The organism is Rhizobium sp. BK312 (genome assembly GCF_014193605.1).
Taxonomy (GTDB): Bacteria; Pseudomonadota; Alphaproteobacteria; order Rhizobiales; family Rhizobiaceae; genus Rhizobium.
In genome coordinates this window covers 141,609-157,932 of record NZ_JACHZP010000009.1, presented here as the reverse complement: position 1 = coordinate 157,932, position 16,324 = coordinate 141,609, and the positions used below count along the sequence as shown (strand labels likewise).

Annotated in this window: 16 protein-coding genes, 4 tRNA genes and 2 pseudogenes; 11 read left to right on the top strand and 11 right to left on the bottom strand. The window is 59.4% G+C overall.

Features of this window, described 5'->3' with window-relative positions; all coding sequences use genetic code 11:
* Window positions 1–241 precede the first annotated feature (241 nt).
* Window positions 242–499 (bottom strand): helix-turn-helix domain-containing protein, encoded by a 258-nt coding sequence (locus FHT85_RS23915; protein WP_112338294.1) that lies wholly within the window; start codon window positions 497–499, stop codon window positions 242–244.
* Between the two features lie 247 nt (window positions 500–746).
* On the opposite strand from FHT85_RS23915, the gene FHT85_RS23910 reads away from it, so the two are divergent.
* From FHT85_RS23910 to FHT85_RS23895, 3 genes are all read left to right on the top strand, one after another.
* Window positions 747–959, top strand: coding sequence for a hypothetical protein (locus tag FHT85_RS23910; RefSeq protein WP_210293831.1), 213 nt, complete (start codon window positions 747–749; stop codon window positions 957–959).
* A 308-nt stretch (window positions 960–1,267) separates the two neighbouring features.
* Complete coding sequence (locus FHT85_RS23905; RefSeq protein WP_181476379.1) at window positions 1,268–1,546, top strand: hypothetical protein; 279 nt, start codon at window positions 1,268–1,270, stop codon at window positions 1,544–1,546.
* Window positions 1,547–1,765: 219 nt separating this feature from the next.
* Window positions 1,766–2,305: a hypothetical protein gene (locus FHT85_RS23895; protein ID WP_162701000.1), complete on the top strand. Its 540-nt coding sequence runs from the start codon at window positions 1,766–1,768 to the stop codon at window positions 2,303–2,305.
* A 29-nt stretch (window positions 2,306–2,334) separates the two neighbouring features.
* On the opposite strand, the pseudogene FHT85_RS23890 reads toward FHT85_RS23895, so the two are convergent.
* The 5 genes and pseudogenes from FHT85_RS23890 to FHT85_RS23870 form a co-directional block, all read right to left on the bottom strand.
* Window positions 2,335–2,538 (bottom strand): annotated as a pseudogene (locus FHT85_RS23890) (site-specific integrase); the annotation flags it as partial.
* A 184-nt stretch (window positions 2,539–2,722) separates the two neighbouring features.
* A pseudogene (locus FHT85_RS23885) lies at window positions 2,723–3,436 on the bottom strand (RadC family protein); the annotation flags it as partial.
* A gap of 3 nt (window positions 3,437–3,439) precedes the next feature.
* Window positions 3,440–4,276: a type I methionyl aminopeptidase gene (gene map / locus FHT85_RS23880; RefSeq protein ID WP_112338295.1), complete on the bottom strand. Its 837-nt coding sequence runs from the start codon at window positions 4,274–4,276 to the stop codon at window positions 3,440–3,442.
* A gap of 2 nt (window positions 4,277–4,278) precedes the next feature.
* Window positions 4,279–5,025 carry a DNA/RNA nuclease SfsA gene (gene sfsA / locus FHT85_RS23875; RefSeq protein ID WP_112338296.1) on the bottom strand — a complete coding sequence of 249 codons (747 nt, stop codon included), beginning with the start codon at window positions 5,023–5,025 and terminating at the stop codon, window positions 4,279–4,281.
* A gap of 13 nt (window positions 5,026–5,038) precedes the next feature.
* Window positions 5,039–6,880 carry a PHA/PHB synthase family protein gene (locus tag FHT85_RS23870; protein WP_112338297.1) on the bottom strand — a complete coding sequence of 614 codons (1,842 nt, stop codon included), beginning with the start codon at window positions 6,878–6,880 and terminating at the stop codon, window positions 5,039–5,041.
* A 160-nt stretch (window positions 6,881–7,040) separates the two neighbouring features.
* Between FHT85_RS23870 and FHT85_RS23865 the strand changes: the two genes are divergently transcribed.
* The 4 genes from FHT85_RS23865 (at window position 7,041) to recJ (ending at window position 12,172) form a co-directional block, all read left to right on the top strand.
* Entirely contained in the window at window positions 7,041–7,493 is a 453-nt protein-coding gene (locus FHT85_RS23865) for a hypothetical protein (RefSeq protein ID WP_112338298.1), read from the top strand.
* A gap of 222 nt (window positions 7,494–7,715) precedes the next feature.
* A complete protein-coding gene (locus FHT85_RS23860) occupies window positions 7,716–8,936 on the top strand; it encodes an LL-diaminopimelate aminotransferase (RefSeq protein ID WP_095434780.1) in 1,221 nt (406 codons plus the stop codon).
* Window positions 8,937–8,992: 56 nt separating this feature from the next.
* The gene (locus tag FHT85_RS23855) at window positions 8,993–10,312 is read left to right on the top strand and encodes a homoserine dehydrogenase (RefSeq protein WP_112338299.1); all 1,320 of its coding nucleotides are present in this window, start codon (window positions 8,993–8,995) and stop codon (window positions 10,310–10,312) included.
* Between the two features lie 54 nt (window positions 10,313–10,366).
* A complete protein-coding gene (gene recJ, locus FHT85_RS23850; RefSeq protein WP_210293829.1) occupies window positions 10,367–12,172 on the top strand; it encodes a single-stranded-DNA-specific exonuclease RecJ in 1,806 nt (601 codons plus the stop codon).
* Window positions 12,173–12,247: 75 nt separating this feature from the next.
* Here the strand turns inward: recJ and FHT85_RS23845 are convergent.
* From FHT85_RS23845 to FHT85_RS23825, 5 genes are all read right to left on the bottom strand, one after another.
* A tRNA-Glu gene (locus FHT85_RS23845) sits at window positions 12,248–12,322 on the bottom strand.
* 128 nt (window positions 12,323–12,450) lie between these two features.
* Window positions 12,451–12,525 (bottom strand) — tRNA-Glu (locus FHT85_RS23840).
* An 82-nt stretch (window positions 12,526–12,607) separates the two neighbouring features.
* A tRNA-Glu gene (locus FHT85_RS23835) sits at window positions 12,608–12,682 on the bottom strand.
* Window positions 12,683–12,855: 173 nt separating this feature from the next.
* Complete coding sequence (locus FHT85_RS23830) at window positions 12,856–13,647, bottom strand: hypothetical protein (protein ID WP_112338300.1); 792 nt, start codon at window positions 13,645–13,647, stop codon at window positions 12,856–12,858.
* Window positions 13,648–13,849: 202 nt separating this feature from the next.
* Window positions 13,850–14,290, bottom strand: a complete 441-nt coding sequence (locus FHT85_RS23825) for a VOC family protein (protein ID WP_112338301.1) — start codon at window positions 14,288–14,290, stop codon at window positions 13,850–13,852.
* A 197-nt stretch (window positions 14,291–14,487) separates the two neighbouring features.
* Here FHT85_RS23825 and FHT85_RS23820 point away from each other — a divergent pair, with 197 nt between their 5' ends.
* From FHT85_RS23820 to FHT85_RS23805, 4 genes are all read left to right on the top strand, one after another.
* On the top strand, window positions 14,488–15,066 hold the full coding sequence (locus FHT85_RS23820; RefSeq protein ID WP_015339721.1) for a cold-shock protein: 579 nt from the start codon (window positions 14,488–14,490) through the stop codon (window positions 15,064–15,066).
* 1 nt (window position 15,067) lies between these two features.
* Window positions 15,068–15,580, top strand: a complete 513-nt coding sequence (locus FHT85_RS23815; protein WP_112338302.1) for a DUF192 domain-containing protein — start codon at window positions 15,068–15,070, stop codon at window positions 15,578–15,580.
* 141 nt (window positions 15,581–15,721) lie between these two features.
* Window positions 15,722–15,798: transfer RNA gene (locus FHT85_RS23810), tRNA-Pro, on the top strand.
* A gap of 178 nt (window positions 15,799–15,976) precedes the next feature.
* Window positions 15,977–16,282: an ETC complex I subunit gene (locus FHT85_RS23805; protein WP_112338303.1), complete on the top strand. Its 306-nt coding sequence runs from the start codon at window positions 15,977–15,979 to the stop codon at window positions 16,280–16,282.
* The last annotated feature ends 42 nt before the right edge of the window (window positions 16,283–16,324 follow it).

The window sequence follows — 16,324 nt, the reverse complement described above, 5'->3', positions numbered from 1 at the left end:
GTAAAATCTGCGAGGCTTAACAGGCGTCCGTTTGATAATGACTATTTCGCAATTCTCAATCTCTGGAACGCTCTGTTTTGGGTCGATAATTTGAGCGGCCAGGCTAATTGTAATCGCGGGTCAAAGGTTTGAATCCGCTCAAGGCGAGCGAGTATCAGGTTGGCCTCGATGCGAAATTGTTAGGTGGAATGAGAAGGAATCTCAGCCGCCGTGCCCACACTGCGGCTCAGATGTAGCGGTTCTACGGACGCCGCCCCCGGCGCAGGTTTGTGGGTGCCTGCTCGCCTTCGGCAGGCTCAACCAATAGCTCACAGACTTTACAGTCGAGCACGTTGGCGATCTTTCCTAAAGAATCTATCCCCAAGTTTACCCGTTTACGTTCGAGTTGGGAAATCGACACGCGTTCCAACCCAGCTTCAAGCGCAAGGCGCTCTTGGGAGAGGCCTCGCTGAACACGAAGCTTACGTACATTCCAAGCGAGGAGGTCACGTGGCGTCATCGCCTTACATGACCATCGTGTTGCAGATAAAATAACTGGCTATTCTATACGAAAATCGTTATCTTGCTGACGACGCGAAATCCTCATACCGCTCTTCAAAGTGAGAACATCTAGCGATGCATGATCGAACGGCAAAAGTTTGCATAGGTGCCCTGATCAAGCTTGCGCCTGGCGATGACGAAGAGACGGCAGGCCAGCGAGACTTTGGCGACGCGGAAACACTTGATTGACAGTGAGGAAGCAAATCATGAGCACGAACTACATCGTGATTGAGGACTGGCACATCCTGACCGAAGCCGAGGCGATCGAGGTTGCGGTCGACCGGCATGGCGAAGATGAAACCACGTCGGTTGCCTATTGTGCGCTTGAGACATGGGGCGATCGTGGTGACCCAGAGTACCGGTTTTGGTTCGGCCTGTTTCTCAAGCTGATACAGCGGGAACATGTCGGCTGGGCCTAAACATTAGGACGACCGCTGCCCTTCTCGCGCGCCAGACATGTCACAGATGTCGTGCATCAATGCGGCTTCCGCATTCTGCTGAGCTCGGTAAAGGCTGACAAAGGATCGTCGCTGTTGAGCGCGGTCCGCAATTGTTCGACCGATATTCCTATCCTTTGGGCAAGCTCGCGTTCGGTGTTCTCGACGGCTTGTCTCAGCTCGGGACCTTTGTTCGGGACAAGGGATGTGGTCATGCGTGTGCTGGCTCCGGCTCATCGAGCAGTTTTACAAATTCAAGATCGGCACCATAGCACAGCTTGCTCGCGTCGATGGAATTGCAGTTAAAGCGCACGATTGCTGCGACGGGCGGGATCGAGTTGGCGCGCTATTCGACGCGGCAAATGGTGGAGATCGAGAACGCCATGGCCGAATATGCCGAGCGGATAGGCAAAGCATTCGGCCGTGGTGCTGATCGACGCGCTGTCGATGTGACGATCAGGATACAGCACGATGCAGTCAAGGCGAGTGTCAAGGCTGGGCTATTCGATGACCCTGGTCGAGGCTTGTCACATGCGCCTGACATCGCTCATCTGACGCGCACCGGCTAGTTCCGGGTAGCGCACGTCAAGTCTGCGGGCTGCTACCGAACGCTGCTTTTGCTGACGCACCGGCGCAATTTGAAAGTCAAATTCCTCGATCTGGAAAACGTCATCCATCACTCCCTGACGTCGTTCGGCATCCGCCTGAGCAAGGTTGGACGTGGGGCTTTGGAGCAGGCGAGGCACGCTGCGACGGCAGACGATGCGCGGGCGAGCGGACTGACGGACGTGACGATTTTGGCGCGGCTCTTCGGAAGCAATACCGTCCGGCTGCACAATACGGGCGCGAACAGAGCAAGGAAAGCCGAGCCTGCTCTGGATCGATTTCGCGATCTAGGAAAGTGGCCGGGGGTCTTCAAAGAGGAGCAAAGTTCGCCGCTGATCAGCGGGCATCATGGAGCCCTATGTTCGGGCGCAATCTGGTATGCCTTTTATGGCTGGAAGGGCGCACCCGTTTTCGATGACCATGCGGGGGGCGGACATACGATCACGCCGATGGCCCATGAGGGGCGTTTTTCTGCTCAGGCGGCAAAGACCAGCCGTTACGCTGCAGCGATCCTTTGTCTCAAGGAGGCAACCATCCTTTTAGAAAACCCACGGGCGCCAACACCGTTGTCAAAGGCGCAACGTGGAGCGTTGACGCTGCTTCCATGGTTCAACATCCACTATTCCGTCGCGGAGTGGGAGGAGGGCGATGTCGATCGCTCCCATGCCCTTGCTCGATCGATGATCGAGGCAATCGGCGGAATTGCTTTGATAGTGGTTTAGTAGGCGTAAAGCTTCAGCGGGCGCACTTAGGCCCCGAGCTTTTTCTTGGTCCGCTTTCCATCACGCCACTGCTGGGCCATCCAGTCGGCAGTCACTCGCTTCGGCATTGGTTTAAGAACCAGGACTAGGCGGTCAGTGCCGCGACCTTCACCATCGGCCAGGTTTTCCTGCTTCTGGTTGCTCTCCACTCGCTTCAGCGCTTGTCGGATGGCGGGATCGGTCAGGCTCGGCACGGCGTTTCCCTTCTCGGCAGCTGGGATCGGTCGAGGAAACAGGGATCGGCGCTCGGGATCTGGAGGCCATCCGCTACCCCTTAAACAGCCCCCAGTTTGCAAAAGACACTCCGAGTGCGCAAGCCGAAAAAACCGTGATATCTCAACGTGTTTGAGCGTGATCCAGCGTGATCAAAGCAGGGTAAGTGGGATGGTTGTGGACCAGAATCACTGCCGAGGCGGAGAGTTCGAGTGCGCGTTTGACGACCTCGCGCAGGTAGACCGGCGTATGATCGATGGTGCCGAAGCCCTGCACCTCGTCGGCGATCAGGGCATTGCGCTTGTCGAGAAACAATAGGCGGAATTGCTCGCGGGCTTCGTGCGCCATGGCGGCATGGCAATAATCGATGAGCGCCTTCCAGGAGGAGAGCACCGGCTTGCCCGTCAATTCGCTCTTCAGCATGCGCTGTGCGACGCTCGCGACCAGCTTCAGGTCGAGCGCGACCGCATCGCCGATGCCGCTGACCTCGGTCAACAGGCCGACCGGCGCGCCGAATACGCCGCCGAGCGAGCCAAAGCGGGCGAGCAAGGCCTTGGCGATGGGTTTCGTGTCGCGACGCGGGATCAGCCGAAAGAGCAACAGCTCGAGGATTTCATAGTCCGCCAACGCCGCGTCGCCACCGTCGCGATAGCGATTGCGCAACCGTTCGCGGTGACCATGATAATGGGCTTCGACGTTGGGTGGCGCGGATTTGGCTATCGAGGAGGATTTGGTGGTCTGCGAGGCCGGCTTGACAGTCTGTTGGGGGAAGAACAGCCGCTCGTCGAGCAGCGGCGCCTCTTCCAAAGTCTCCGGCTTCCCGCCTCTTTCGAGGGGCATGTCACCATGTCCATTGGAAGAAGCGGGGCGTTTCGCCATGAATTATCCCTGCAGCGGCGGCAGGCCGGGGCGGTCGAGGCCGCCGGGCGACAGGGTGAAGATTTCGCAGCCCGTGGCCGTGACGCCGACCGTATGTTCGTATTGTGCCGAAAGCGAGCGGTCGCGGGTGACGGCCGTCCAGCCGTCACCGAGTACTTTCACATGCGGCTTGCCGAGATTGATCATCGGCTCGATGGTGAAGATCATGCCTTCACGCAGTTCCGGGCCGTCATTGACGCGGCCGTAGTGCAGGATGTTCGGCGAGTCATGGAACAGGCTGCCGACGCCATGGCCGCAGAAGTCGCGCACGACCGAGCAGCGTTCGCCCTCTGCATAGGTCTGGATCGCTTCGCCGATCGCGCCCGTGCGGGCACCCGGACGCACGGCGGCAATGCCGCGCATCAGAGATTCATAGGTGACTTCGAGAAGCCGTTCGGCCGAGCGCTTGATTTCGCCGACGGGGTACATGCGGCTGGAATCGCCGTGCCAGCCATCGAGCACATAGGTCACGTCGATATTGACGATATCGCCTTCGCGCAGCGGCTTGTCATTGGGAATGCCATGGCAGACGACGTGGTTGATCGACGTGCAGGAGGATTTCATGTAGCCGCGGTAGTTCAGCGTCGCGGGATAAGCGCCGTGATCCATGCCGAATTCGAAGACGAAACGATCGATGACATCGGTGGGCACGCCGGGCCTGACGATCGCGGCGAGTTCATCGAGGCAGCGGGCGGTCAGTTGGCACGCTTTGCGCATTCCGGCAAATGCGTCCTCTCCATAGATGCGGATGGCCCCCGTATTCTTCGCCGGCGCCGTTGCCGCTTCGATGTAATTCACCATGACTAGCCTTCGATAGAGATCTTAAACTGTTCTAATGCAGCTATGCCGGGTTCGTCTATCGGGATCAACCCGGCAGGCGCGATTTCCGTCGGTGAAACCCTGCATTTCAGCGCATAGACTTCAACCCCACGCGCCAAAGCGCGATGGTAGGCCTTGGCATAGACCGGATCGAGATCACCGCAGATGCGGAAGCGATGGCAATCATTGCGCTGGATCACGAACAACATGACGGCGCGGTAGCCGGCCTCGGCCATATCGCCGAGTTCTTCCAGATGCTTGGCGCCGCGTGCCGTCGCCGTATCGGGGAACTCTGCAAGACCCGGCTGCCGCATGAAATGGACGTTTTTCACCTCGACATAGGTGGTTGTCCGCAAAGGGTCGGTCAAGAGCAGGTCGATGCGAGAGTTGCGGCCGTAATTCTGCTCGCGTTTGACCATCGTGTACTCCCCGAGATCGGAGACTTGCCCAAGCGCGATCGCTTCCGCCGCGATGCGATTTGGCATGGCGGTATTGACGCCGACCGTGGTGTCGTCGGCTTCGATCAATTCGAAGACATGACGGTATTTTCGTTTTGCGCCCTCATGTTCGGAGAGCCATATGCGCGAGCCGGGTGTCGTAAGGCCGAGCATCGAGCCGGTATTCGGGCAGGAACCGGTGATGAAGGTGCCGTCCTCCAGCTCGGCATCGAAGAGGAAGCGCTTGTAGCGGGAAATCAGGCGGGCGGGGACGAGAGGCGAAGGAAATTGCATAATTCGCGACTGTTTACGCCCGTTCCAGGACGTAGCTGCCGGGTGCTTCTTCCAGCGCATTGAGGGCCTTGCCGCCGGGTTTGCGCGCAGCCGTCATGCGATGGTCTTGCTCGAGGATCCAGGCATGCCAATGCGGCCACCAGGAACCAGGCGTCTCCTTTGCCTCGGCGAGCCAATCCTCATAGTCGCCGCCCAATGGGCCACCTGTCCAGAACTGGTATTTGTGCTTGTCGGGCGGGTTGACGACACCGGCAATGTGACCGGAGCCGGTCACCACGAATTCCACCGGACCGCCGAAACATTGGCTGCCGACGAAGACCGATTTGGCCGGCGCGATATGGTCTTCGCGCGTCGCCAGATTGTAGACGGGGATGCGAACGTCCTTCAGTGACAGCGTCTTGCCGTCGAGCACCATTTTGCCCTGGCTCAATGCATTGTTGAGGTAGCAGTTGCGCAGGTAAAATGAATGGTTGGCCGCGGCCATACGCGTCGAATCAGCGTTCCAGAATAGAAGATCGAAGGGCATGGGTTCCTGCCCCTTCAGATAGTTGTTGACGAAATAGGGCCAGATCAGTTCGGAGGCGCGCAGCATGTTGAAAGCCGTCGCCATCTTCGAGCCTTCGAGATAACCGAGCACATTCATCTGCTCTTCGAGCGCTGCGATCTGCTCCTCGTCGACGAAAACCTTCAGATCGCCAGCAAAGGTGAAATCGACCTGCGTCGTCAGGAAGGTAACCGTTCGGATGCGCTTGTTCTTTTCCTTGGCATGGAGGGCAAGCGTCGCCGCGAGCAGCGTGCCGCCGACGCAATAGCCCACGGCGTTGACCTCCTGCTCGCCCGTCGCCTTCTCGATCGTTTCCAAAGCGAAATCGATGCCTTCGCGGGCATAGGAGGTCCAGTCCTTTGCGGCATGCCGCTGATCGGGGTTCACCCAGGAGATGACGAAGACGGTGTGACCCTGCTCCACACACCATTTGATGAGGGATTTCTGTGGGTTGAGATCGAGAATGTAGAATTTGTTGATCCAGGGCGGGCAGATCAGCAGCGGTCGCTTCAGCACCTTCTCTGTCGCCGGCTCATATTGGATCACCTGGCAGACATCGCTCTGCGCAATGACCTTGCCCGGAGTGAGTGCCATGTCGCGGCCGACCGCGAATTTCGTCATGTCCGTTTGCCGCAGACGCAGCTCGCCGTGGCCGAGGCTGATATCTTCCGCCAGCATCTTCATGCCGCGCACGAGATTCTCGGCATTGGAGGCGATGGTTTCGCGGTAGACCTGCGGATTCGTCGCGATGAAATTGGTCGGCGAGAAGGCGGCTGTGATCTGCTTCGTGTAGAACGCCGCCTTGTGACGCGTGTGTTCGTCCAGTCCTTCCGCATCTCCGACCAGCTTTTCCGCCCAGTTCGATGTCAGAAGATAGGTCTGCTTCAGGAAGTCGAAGAAAGGATTCGTCTGCCAGTCCTCATCGGCAAAGCGCCTGTCCTTCACGGGTTCGGCTTCGGCTGACGAATCGCCGCTGAGGCGCTGCATGGTCTTCGTCCACAGACCAAAATAGCCGGAAAGCAGATGAGTCTGCGCCTCCAGTGTGCGGCGGGGATCGGAAAGCCAGTACTCTCCGACCTTGGAGAGTGTCTTGACCATGTCGGTGAAGGGATCGGCAACCGTATCGACCTTCTCGCCGCGCTCGCGTGGCGCAAGCCAGGCTGAGGCCGCCTTGCCGAGATTTTCCAGCGCACGGGCAAAGTTGACGGCCATCGCTTCGGGATCCCTGACGATGTAAGGCTCGACTGACTTTGGATCAAAGCCTGGAAAGCCGCCATTACCTTCATTCTTGTCCCGCTTGCTGTCGGTCACGCATCATCCTCCCGGCGGCAGCTCGTGTCTTGTTTTCCATTTGTACATCTTGCGGGAAAAGGAATACAAGTCGAATGAAACGCAACCCTGCTCTTGCTTTGCTGCTGCGACAAATTTAACAGTCGCAACCCACAGCAAGGAATAGCGCAGGAAGACAATTATGGGCGGCGGCATGGTGGCAAGACTGAACCGGTATTCCGTACTCTGCGGTGCAATGTGCGGAATTCTCGCATTGACGCTTGCGGGCTGCTCGACGCCCGAGGAAAAGGCGGCCTTCGCCAAGCGCAAGCAGCCGCCTCAGGCTGTCATAGTAAAGCCCGCCAGGGGCACGCCGGTGGTGGAAACCAGCACGCAGCAATATTACAAGGACGGCTATCCTTCCTTCAACGCGCCGCCGACCGCTGCAAACGTCCAGATCAACGATCAGCAGGCTGGCGATCTGGTCAAGCAGCTGACGGCACTTGGATCGCAGCGCAAGGCTGGCACGATCTCCGAGGCCGAGTACCAGAGGCGTGTTGCCGAAATGCGCAAGCTCGCTGCCGAACATGGCCAGGATACGCTGCAGGAAATTCAAAAAGAGGGCGGCACGCCGCCGGCACAGACGCAGAATTAGCCTTGCGTTTCAGGCGATTTGGCCGCAAAGCGTTCGGATAGGCCGAATTTGGATGTATCTGACCGGCGGATTGCACTTTGCGTGCATAAGCGCCCAAGATTCACCTTATCTTTCGAGATAGCATGAATACGGCGCCGCGAGTCCCAAGTTCGTATCGCGGCTGGCCGGGAGATCAACGAACTTCAGCGCGGTTTTGAGGGCCGCTGTCCCATGGGGAAAGAAATGGAAGAGTTTCATAAAGTCCGGCGTTTGCCGCCCTACGTTTTCGAACAGGTCAATCGTTTGAAAGCGAGCGCGCGAGCGGGCGGGGCGGACATTATCGACCTCGGCATGGGCAATCCAGATCTTCCAACCCCCAAGGCCATCGTCGACAAGCTGTGCGAAGTGGTCCAGGACCCGCGCACGCATCGCTATTCTTCCTCCAAGGGCATTCCGGGCCTTCGCCGCGCGCAGGCCGCCTATTATGCCCGCCGCTTCGGCGTGAAGCTCAATCCGGATACGCAGGTGGTCGCCACCCTCGGCTCGAAGGAAGGCTTCGCCAATATGGCGCAGGCGATCACGGCGCCCGGTGACGTCATTCTCTGCCCGAACCCGACCTATCCGATCCACGCCTTCGGTTTCCTGATGGCCGGCGGCGTCATCCGCTCGATCCCGGTCGAGCCGGACGATAGCTTCTTCCCGCCGCTGGAACGGGCCGTGCGCCACTCGATCCCCAAGCCGCTCGCGCTCATCCTGAACTATCCGTCAAACCCGACGGCCTATGTCGCGACCCTGGATTTCTACAAGGAAGTCGTCGCCTTCGCGAAGAAGCACGACATCATCGTGCTTTCGGATCTCGCCTATTCGGAAATCTACTTCGATGACGCGCCGCCGCCGTCGGTGCTGGAGGTTCCGGGCGCCATCGACGTAACGGTCGAATTCACCTCGATGTCGAAGACCTTCTCCATGCCCGGCTGGCGCATGGGCTTTGCCGTCGGCAACGAGCGGCTGATTGCGGCGCTGACGCGTGTGAAGTCTTACCTCGATTACGGCGCTTTCACACCGATCCAGGTGGCGGCGACGCATGCGCTGAACGGTGATGGCTCCGACATCGCCGAAGTGCGCAACATCTACAAGCGGCGCCGCGACGTTCTGGTCGACAGCTTCGGCAAGGCCGGCTTCGATGTGCCACCGCCGGCGGCGACTATGTTCGCCTGGGCGAAGATTCCCGAAAAGTTCCGCCACCTCGGCTCGCTGGAATTCTCCAAGCTTCTGGTTGAGAAAGCCGACATCGCGGTCGCTCCGGGCATCGGCTTCGGCGAGCAGGGCGACGATTACGTGCGCATAGCGCTTGTTGAAAACGAGCATCGCATCCGCCAGGCGGCGCGCAATCTAAAGCGCTTCCTCTCCACCGCGGACGAGACGATGCACAATGTCATTTCGCTGAACGCTCATCGTTCATAATATCGTGCGGCAGCCGTTTCCGCGGCTGCCGTCCCAATACTGATCAGGAATTTTCCATGGCAGATGCCCTCAAAATCGGCATTGCGGGCTTGGGTACCGTTGGTGCCTCGCTCGTCCGCATCATCCAGAGCCGCGCTAACGAGCTTGCCGTTACCTGCGGTCGTCCCGTCAAGATCGTCGCCGTCACAGCGCGCGATCGCACGCGGGATCGCGGCATCGATCTAACGGGCATTGAATGGTTCGGCGGTCCGGTCGATCTGGCGCAGAAGGCCGATATCGACGTCTTCGTCGAGCTGATCGGCGGTTCCGAGGGCGCTGCCAATGCAGCTGTGCGCGCGGCGCTTGCACGCGGCCTGCATGTCGTCACCGCCAACAAGGCGCTGCTTGCCTATCATGGCGTCGAACTCGCGCAGATCGCCGAAGAGAAGGGCGCTTTGCTGAATTTCGAAGCGGCCGTTGCCGGGGGCATTCCGGTCATCAAGGCGCTGCGCGAATCCCTGACCGGCAATACGATTTCGCGCGTCTATGGCATCATGAACGGCACCTGCAACTACATCCTCACCCGGATGGAGAAAGAAGGCCTGTCCTTCGCCGATTGCCTCAGGGAAGCGCAGCGTCTCGGCTATGCCGAGGCCGATCCGGCTTTCGACATCGAGGGCAATGACACGGCTCATAAGCTTGCCATCCTGACGACGCTCGCCTTCGGCAATCGCATCGCGGCCGACGACATCTATCTCGAGGGCATAACCAACGTCTCCATCGAGGATATTCGTGCCGCCGCCGATCTCGGCTACCGCATCAAGCTGCTCGGCGTCGCCCAGCGCACCGAAAGCGGCATCGAGCAGCGTGTGCATCCGACCATGGTGCCGCTCGATTCGGTCATCGCCCAAGTCGATGGCGTCACCAATGCCGTGGCGATCGAATCCGATATCCTTGGCGAATTGCTGATGGTCGGCCCCGGTGCCGGCGGCAATGCGACGGCCTCGTCCGTCCTCGGTGACATCGCCGATATCGCCAAGAGCCGCCCGGGCGAGCAGCGCGTACCTGTGCTTGGTCATCCGGCCAAGGCGCTGGAGCCCTACCGCAAGGCGCAGATGCAGAGCCATGAAGGCGGCTATTTCATCCGCCTCACCGTTCTCGACCGTACCGGCGTCTTCGCTAGCGTGGCGACCCGCATGGCGGAAAACCATATTTCGCTCGAATCGATCGTCCAGCGCTCGAAGCAGCATCTGGCACCTTCCGATCACCAGACAATCATCCTCGTCACCCATGCGACGACGGAGGATTCGGTGCGTAAGGCGGTTGCCTCGATCAAGAACGAGGGTTATCTCGTCGGCGAGCCGCAGGTCATCCGCATCGAGCGGCCGAAAGAATAGTCTGATCAGCGGCGGCGTGCCTCAAAGGGACGCCGCACTCAAATTCCGGGAGAGATGGTGGAGCAACCGGTCGATCCAGTTCAACGGGCATTTCTAGGTGTCGAGCGCTCGGTATCAGGCAATCGCTGGGTGTCCCGACTCGACCAGGCCGGCCAGAACAGGGCGCTCGCCATCGCGCAGACGCACGGCCTGCCGGAACTGATTGCCCGCGTGCTTGCCGGCCGCGGCGTCGGGCAGGACGAAGCCATGGCCTTCCTCGATCCGACCATCCGCGGCCTGATGCCGGACCCGCATCTGCTGACCGATTGCGAGAAGGCGGCACAGCGCCTTCTGCACGCGATCAGGAAGGGCGAGACCGTTGCGATCTTCGGCGACTATGATGTCGACGGCGCTGCCTCCTCGGCGCTGCTCTATCGCTTCCTGACCCATTTCGGCGCGCCGGCCAGCATCTATATTCCCGATCGCATCTTCGAAGGCTACGGGCCTAATCCGACAGCTATCGGCCAGCTCATCGATAATGGCGCGACGCTGATCGTGACGGTCGATTGCGGCTCCACCAGCTTCGAATCGCTTGAAGTGGCGAAGGCACGCGGTATCGATGTCGTCGTCATCGATCACCACCAGGTGGCGCATGAGCTGCCTCCATGCCACGCGCTGGTCAATCCGAACCGTGAAGACGATCTTTCGGGGCAGGGGCATCTCTGCGCCGCCGGGGTGGTTTTCATGGTTCTTGTCGCGGCGCTGCGGCTGCTGCGCGAGGCGGGTGATTCCCGCGTGCGATCCATCGACCTGCTTGCCTGGCTCGATATCGTCGCGCTCGCGACCGTTTGCGATGTTGTGCCGCTGAAGGGCTTGAACCGCGCCTATGTCGTCAAAGGGCTGATCGCTGCCCGCCATCAGGGCAATCTCGGGCTCGCAGCGCTCTTTCGCAAGGCGGGCCTCAATGGTCCCGTCACGCCCTATCATTTCGGCTTCCTGATTGGTCCGCGCATTAATGCCGGCGGCCGTATCGGCGATGCCGCTCTTGGCGCACGCCTGCTGACGCTGGCCGATGGGGGCGAAGCCGACACGATCGCTGCGAAGCTCGACGAGCTCAATCGCGAGAGACAGGCCATGGAAGCCGCCATGCTGCAGGAGGCGGAGGCCGAGGCGCTGGCGGAATATGGCAATGGCGATGGCGCCTCCGTCATCATCACGGCGCGCGAGAACTGGCATCCGGGTATCGTCGGTCTGATTGCCTCACGATTGAAGGACAAGTTCCGCCGGCCGGCCTTTGCTATCGCCTTTGATCCGATGGGCAAGGGCACAGGCTCCGGTCGCTCCATCAACGGCTTCGACATGGGTCGCATGGTGCGCGCAGCCGTTGATGCCGGTCTGCTGGTCAAAGGCGGCGGCCATGCGATGGCTGCCGGCCTGACGGTGGAGCGAAGCAATCTCGGAAAGCTGCGGGCCTTCTTCACGGAGAAGGCGGAGAAACAGGTAGCAGGGCTTGTTGCCAACGAAACGTTGAAGATCGACGGTGCGCTCGGCGCAAGCGGCGCAACCGTGGAGCTGATCGATAGGCTGGAGACAGCTGGTCCCTATGGCTCGGGCCATCCACAGCCCGTCTTCGCCCTTCCGAGCCACCGTCTGCGCGATTCTCGCCTCGTCGGCCAGTCGCACATCAAGATCACGCTCGAGGCGCAGGACGGCGGCCGAGTGGATGGCATCGCCTTCCGTGCGGCCGAGACCCCCTTGGGTGAGCTGCTGATGTCGTCGCGCGGCGCGCAGATCCACGTCGCCGGCACGCTCGGCGCCGATCACTGGCAGGGCAGCCGCCGCGTGCAGCTGCGGGTCACGGATGCGGCGAAAGCTCCGTAACGCAGATCACGCCAGATACGCATCTGCATAACAGCGCTTAGCGAGCAAAAACATCAAATTAAGGGGAAGAGGTAGTGGCACGCCCTAGGGGAGTCGAACCCCTCTTTACAGAATGAAAATCTGTCGTCCTAACCGATAGACGAAGGGCGCGTGCTGTGGCGCCCTTATAGTCAGCACCTTTCATTCCCGCAAGCGGAAAAACGAGAAAAATCGCAGAAAAATCCATGACTAGGCGAAGAATTTTTCGGGGAACCGTGGAAAACGTCGAGCCGCGCGATTGGTACGCCCTAGGGGAGTCGAACCCCTCTTTACAGAATGAGAATCTGTCGTCCTAACCGATAGACGAAGGGCGCATGCTGCGCGGTGTAAATAGGAATAGCCTATTGCGTCCGCAAGCGGTAGCTAAAATGATTGGCTGTGGGGGAAGAACAACAGTGGCACGCCCTAGGGGAGTCGAACCCCTCTTTACAGAATGAAAATCTGTCGTCCTAACCGATAGACGAAGGGCGCGTTCAGCTGTTGTGTGGCGCGCTTATAGCGGGGTGATTTCATTCCCGCAAGCGGCAATTTTGCTTTTTTGTGGAAAAAATGACAGATGAGTGAAACTGCCGCCGACGCTGAATAAGCAAGCCTTAACAGGCTCTTGCCAGTGACAGTGAAGAATCCTTTGAAACGCAGGCTCTTTATTGCCCGGTCGCGCTTTGCACCGGCTGCACTAGCAGCTTGCCGTTCTGAGGCTGGTTCTTCGAGGCGATGAATTGGGCGAGGGCGGCCGCTTGTCTGCCGTTCAACTCATGGACATTCGGGCTCGGCGTTGCTGCCGCTCCGGACGCCGTTACCTGGGCAATCGGCTGTGGCGAACCCGCAGCCGGCGAGGTTGCATTGCGGATGACCGGCGGTGGCAGCATGTCTGCCGAGGTGCGGCCGTTCGGCGCGGCGGTATCCATCGCCTGCGGCGCCGTTGCCTGCATCGCAGTTGGCGGTGTGCTGTAGACACTGCGCATCATCGGCGTAATGGGCTGGGCTCCGTCGGCTCCGGCCTTGGCAAGCGTCCCATCCGGATTGACGGCAATGGGCGGCGGTGCGGAAAAGATGCTGCTTCTGCTCGCATTGACGCCGGTCGGCTGCGTGACCAGCCCGGCAATACCGGTTTGCCCCTCGGGGGGAGTTTCCACAGGCGCCGGATAGAGCGCCTGATTCTGCTGCGCGACCATCTGCTGGCGCGTGCCGTTGACGCTATGCACCAGCGGGTCGCGATAGGCGAGGTCGGCGTTGCGTCGCCGGGCGTCGGCCTTATTGTTCATATCGGTCGCGAGTTGTTCGGCTGCCGTCGGCTGAACAGCGGGCGTAATGTCTGATGTCTCGGTCGGCTTTTGACCCTTGGTCGCGCAGCCCGCAATCATCACAAATGAGGCTAGAACGGCAATTGTGCTTGCTAGCTTCTTCCTGCCGTATAAAATCTGATGATCGCACATAGGACGTTCCCTGCAAAAAGGTTTGCATCGGAACGGCCTCCTGCGAGGGACGATGATATCGCGCGTGCCGATTAGGAACGATAACCGCGATATCCGATGCATGATGCTTCGAGTCGTCCAAGCATGCCGGAGGATGGGCAAGGGCGGCAAGCGCGAAACGGATGGCTCCGCGCGTGCCGTAAGCCTCGCGAAAGCTTGGGCCTTACCAGGAGCCGGTATTGGCCATGGAAGCCCAGGGCTCGGCGGAGGGAAGATTGGCGCCCTTCTGCAGGATCTCGATCGAAATGCCGTCCGGAGAGCGCACGAAAGCCATGTGACCATCGCGGGGCGGGCGGTTGATCGTGATGCCGTCGTCCATCAGCTTCTGGCAGGTCGCATAGATATCGTCGACCTCGTAGGCGAGGTGGCCGAAATTGCGTCCTCCGCTATATTCTTCCGGGTCCCAGTTATAGGTCAGCTCGAGGCTGGGGGCGCCGTTGCTGCGGGATGATTCGGCATCCTCGTCGGCCGCAAGGAAAACGAGCGTATAGCGGCCTTTCTCGTTTTCGTAGCGGCGGGTTTCGATAAGCCCGAATAGGGTGCTATAAAAATGCAACGAGGCGTCGAGATCGGTGACGCGGACCATCGTATGGAGATAACGCATTCTATTTCCTCTCTTAATGTTGAGCTGGACGGATCTTCGATCGCGGCACCAGCTTCGCGCAAGTCTTGGAGCAATAATCTTAGGGTGGGAATAAACGAAAACTAGGACTTGCGCTTTTCCGTTACCAAGATGTTAATCTTGATATCAGGGAATCAGTTAACCGTAACAGTGTGACGCGTAATCGAGGGCTGACTAGGATGGGTGACAGAATTTCATCGAAGGGAGTTGTCGACTTCGAGGAGATGTCCGGCGATACCGTCGAGCTCATCGAAATCTCAGGCGTCGTCAAGTGGTTCGATGTCGCCAAGGGCTTCGGTTTTATCGTGCCTGACAATGGCATGCAGGACGTATTGCTGCATGTGACGTGTCTGCGCCGTGACGGTTATCAGACGATTCTCGAAGGAACTCGCATCGTCGCGCTGATCCAGCGCCGCGAGCGCGGCTACCAGGCCTTCAAGATCCTCTCCATGGACCAATCGACGGCGGTACATCCCTCGCAGATGCCGCCTGTCCGCACACATGTGCAGGTGACGGCGACGAGCGGCCTTGAGCGCGCGCTGGTCAAGTGGTTCAACCGCACCAAGGGCTTCGGCTTCCTGACGCGCGGCGAGGGCACGGAGGATATCTTCGTGCACATGGAAACGCTACGCCGCTTCGGTCTCGCTGAGCTTCGGCCGGGGCAGGTGGTGCTCGTCCGCTTTGGACCGGGCGAGAAAGGCCTGATGGCGGCCGAAATCCACCCGGATGCGCCGAGCCCGGTGACACGGCCGCACTGATATGAACAAAGCTGGTTTTTCCGGAATTTTGAAAAGCGCCATTTTGGCGCTTTTTCTCGTTGGGGCCGTAATCCCGGTGTCCTTTGCGGGACAAACTGTGGGCCGGCAGTCGATGGCTTTCGATTCGGAACCGCTTTCAATCGCATCGCCCAGCGGCCAGACGCATAAATTCACCGTGGAACTGGCCCTAACGCCGCCGCAGCTCGAACTCGGCCTGATGTATCGCGACAGCATGCCGGCGGATCATGGCATGCTGTTCGATTTCGGCACGCCACGGCCTGTCATGATGTGGATGAAGAACACCAAGTTGCCGCTCGATATGCTGTTTCTGGATCAAAAGGGTGTCGTCACCCATATCCAGGAAAACGCCGTCCCCTATTCCGAAGCGATCATCAGCTCCGGTGGGCCGGTTGCCTATGTCATCGAGCTGAACGCCGGCATTGTTCGCAAACTCGGCCTTGCTGTTGGCGATACGGTGACGAGTGCCACCATTTCAGGAAAGCTCGGCAAGTAAATTTTCGTCGGGGAAGATGTGCCGGCCGAGATTTTACCTGTTGCAGCGGGGAGATGAACCGTGTATCTCCCCACTCGTTCCGCAGGATCAAGCGTTCGGCGGAAATCAACTCATGATCCTGTTTGGGTCATGCTGACGGTACGGAGTGTAGCGCAGTCTGGTAGCGCATCTGGTTTGGGACCAGAGGGTCGGGAGTTCGAATCTCTCCACTCCGACCATTTAATATCCCTCATAGAAGTCGTTGAATTCGTCCTGATAGGGGCTGCCTTTTCGCTTGAAAACAAAGGGATTCGCGGCTAAGCAAAAGTCGTGTTCGCGTGACCTGCAACGGATCGCGCCAAGGCAAGAGAAGCAAGAAGGCGGATCATTCCCGCTTGATTCGGAGGCGCTGCAGCAATGCCTGCCAAGATTTATCGTCCTGCAAAAACCGCCATGCAATCCGGCAAGGCCAAAACCAATATCTGGGTTCTGGAGTTCGATCAGGAAACGCCGCGCAAGATCGATCCGATCATGGGCTATACGTCCTCGGGCGATATGCGTCAGCAGCTCAAGCTGACCTTCGAGACGCAGGAGCAGGCGGAGGACTACGCCAAGCGCAACGGCATCGATTACCGCGTCGTCCCGCCGAAGGATCCTATCCGGCAGACGTTGTCTTATTCCGACAACTTCCGCTTCAACCGTATCCAGCCCTGGACTCACTGAAGCCAGGCACTTATTGAACGCCGCCCATTGAGTTTGGCGGCG

Coding starts and splice junctions, on each gene's coding strand:
- FHT85_RS23860 (WP_095434780.1), top strand. CDS start 7,716: ATGGAAGAGTTTCATAAAGTCCGGCGTTTGCCGCCCTACGTTTTCGAA.
- FHT85_RS23855 (WP_112338299.1), top strand. CDS start 8,993: ATGGCAGATGCCCTCAAAATCGGCATTGCGGGCTTGGGTACCGTTGGT.
- FHT85_RS23915 (WP_112338294.1), bottom strand. CDS start 499: ATGACGCCACGTGACCTCCTCGCTTGGAATGTACGTAAGCTTCGTGTT.
- map (WP_112338295.1), bottom strand. CDS start 4,276: ATGGTGAATTACATCGAAGCGGCAACGGCGCCGGCGAAGAATACGGGG.
- sfsA (WP_112338296.1), bottom strand. CDS start 5,025: ATGCAATTTCCTTCGCCTCTCGTCCCCGCCCGCCTGATTTCCCGCTAC.
- FHT85_RS23825 (WP_112338301.1), bottom strand. CDS start 14,290: ATGCGTTATCTCCATACGATGGTCCGCGTCACCGATCTCGACGCCTCG.
- FHT85_RS23905 (WP_181476379.1), top strand. CDS start 1,268: ATGGAATTGCAGTTAAAGCGCACGATTGCTGCGACGGGCGGGATCGAG.
- FHT85_RS23865 (WP_112338298.1), top strand. CDS start 7,041: ATGGGCGGCGGCATGGTGGCAAGACTGAACCGGTATTCCGTACTCTGC.
- recJ (WP_210293829.1), top strand. CDS start 10,367: ATGGTGGAGCAACCGGTCGATCCAGTTCAACGGGCATTTCTAGGTGTC.
- FHT85_RS23820 (WP_015339721.1), top strand. CDS start 14,488: ATGGGTGACAGAATTTCATCGAAGGGAGTTGTCGACTTCGAGGAGATG.
- FHT85_RS23830 (WP_112338300.1), bottom strand. CDS start 13,647: ATGTGCGATCATCAGATTTTATACGGCAGGAAGAAGCTAGCAAGCACA.
- FHT85_RS23815 (WP_112338302.1), top strand. CDS start 15,068: ATGAACAAAGCTGGTTTTTCCGGAATTTTGAAAAGCGCCATTTTGGCG.
- FHT85_RS23910 (WP_210293831.1), top strand. CDS start 747: ATGAGCACGAACTACATCGTGATTGAGGACTGGCACATCCTGACCGAA.
- FHT85_RS23805 (WP_112338303.1), top strand. CDS start 15,977: ATGCCTGCCAAGATTTATCGTCCTGCAAAAACCGCCATGCAATCCGGC.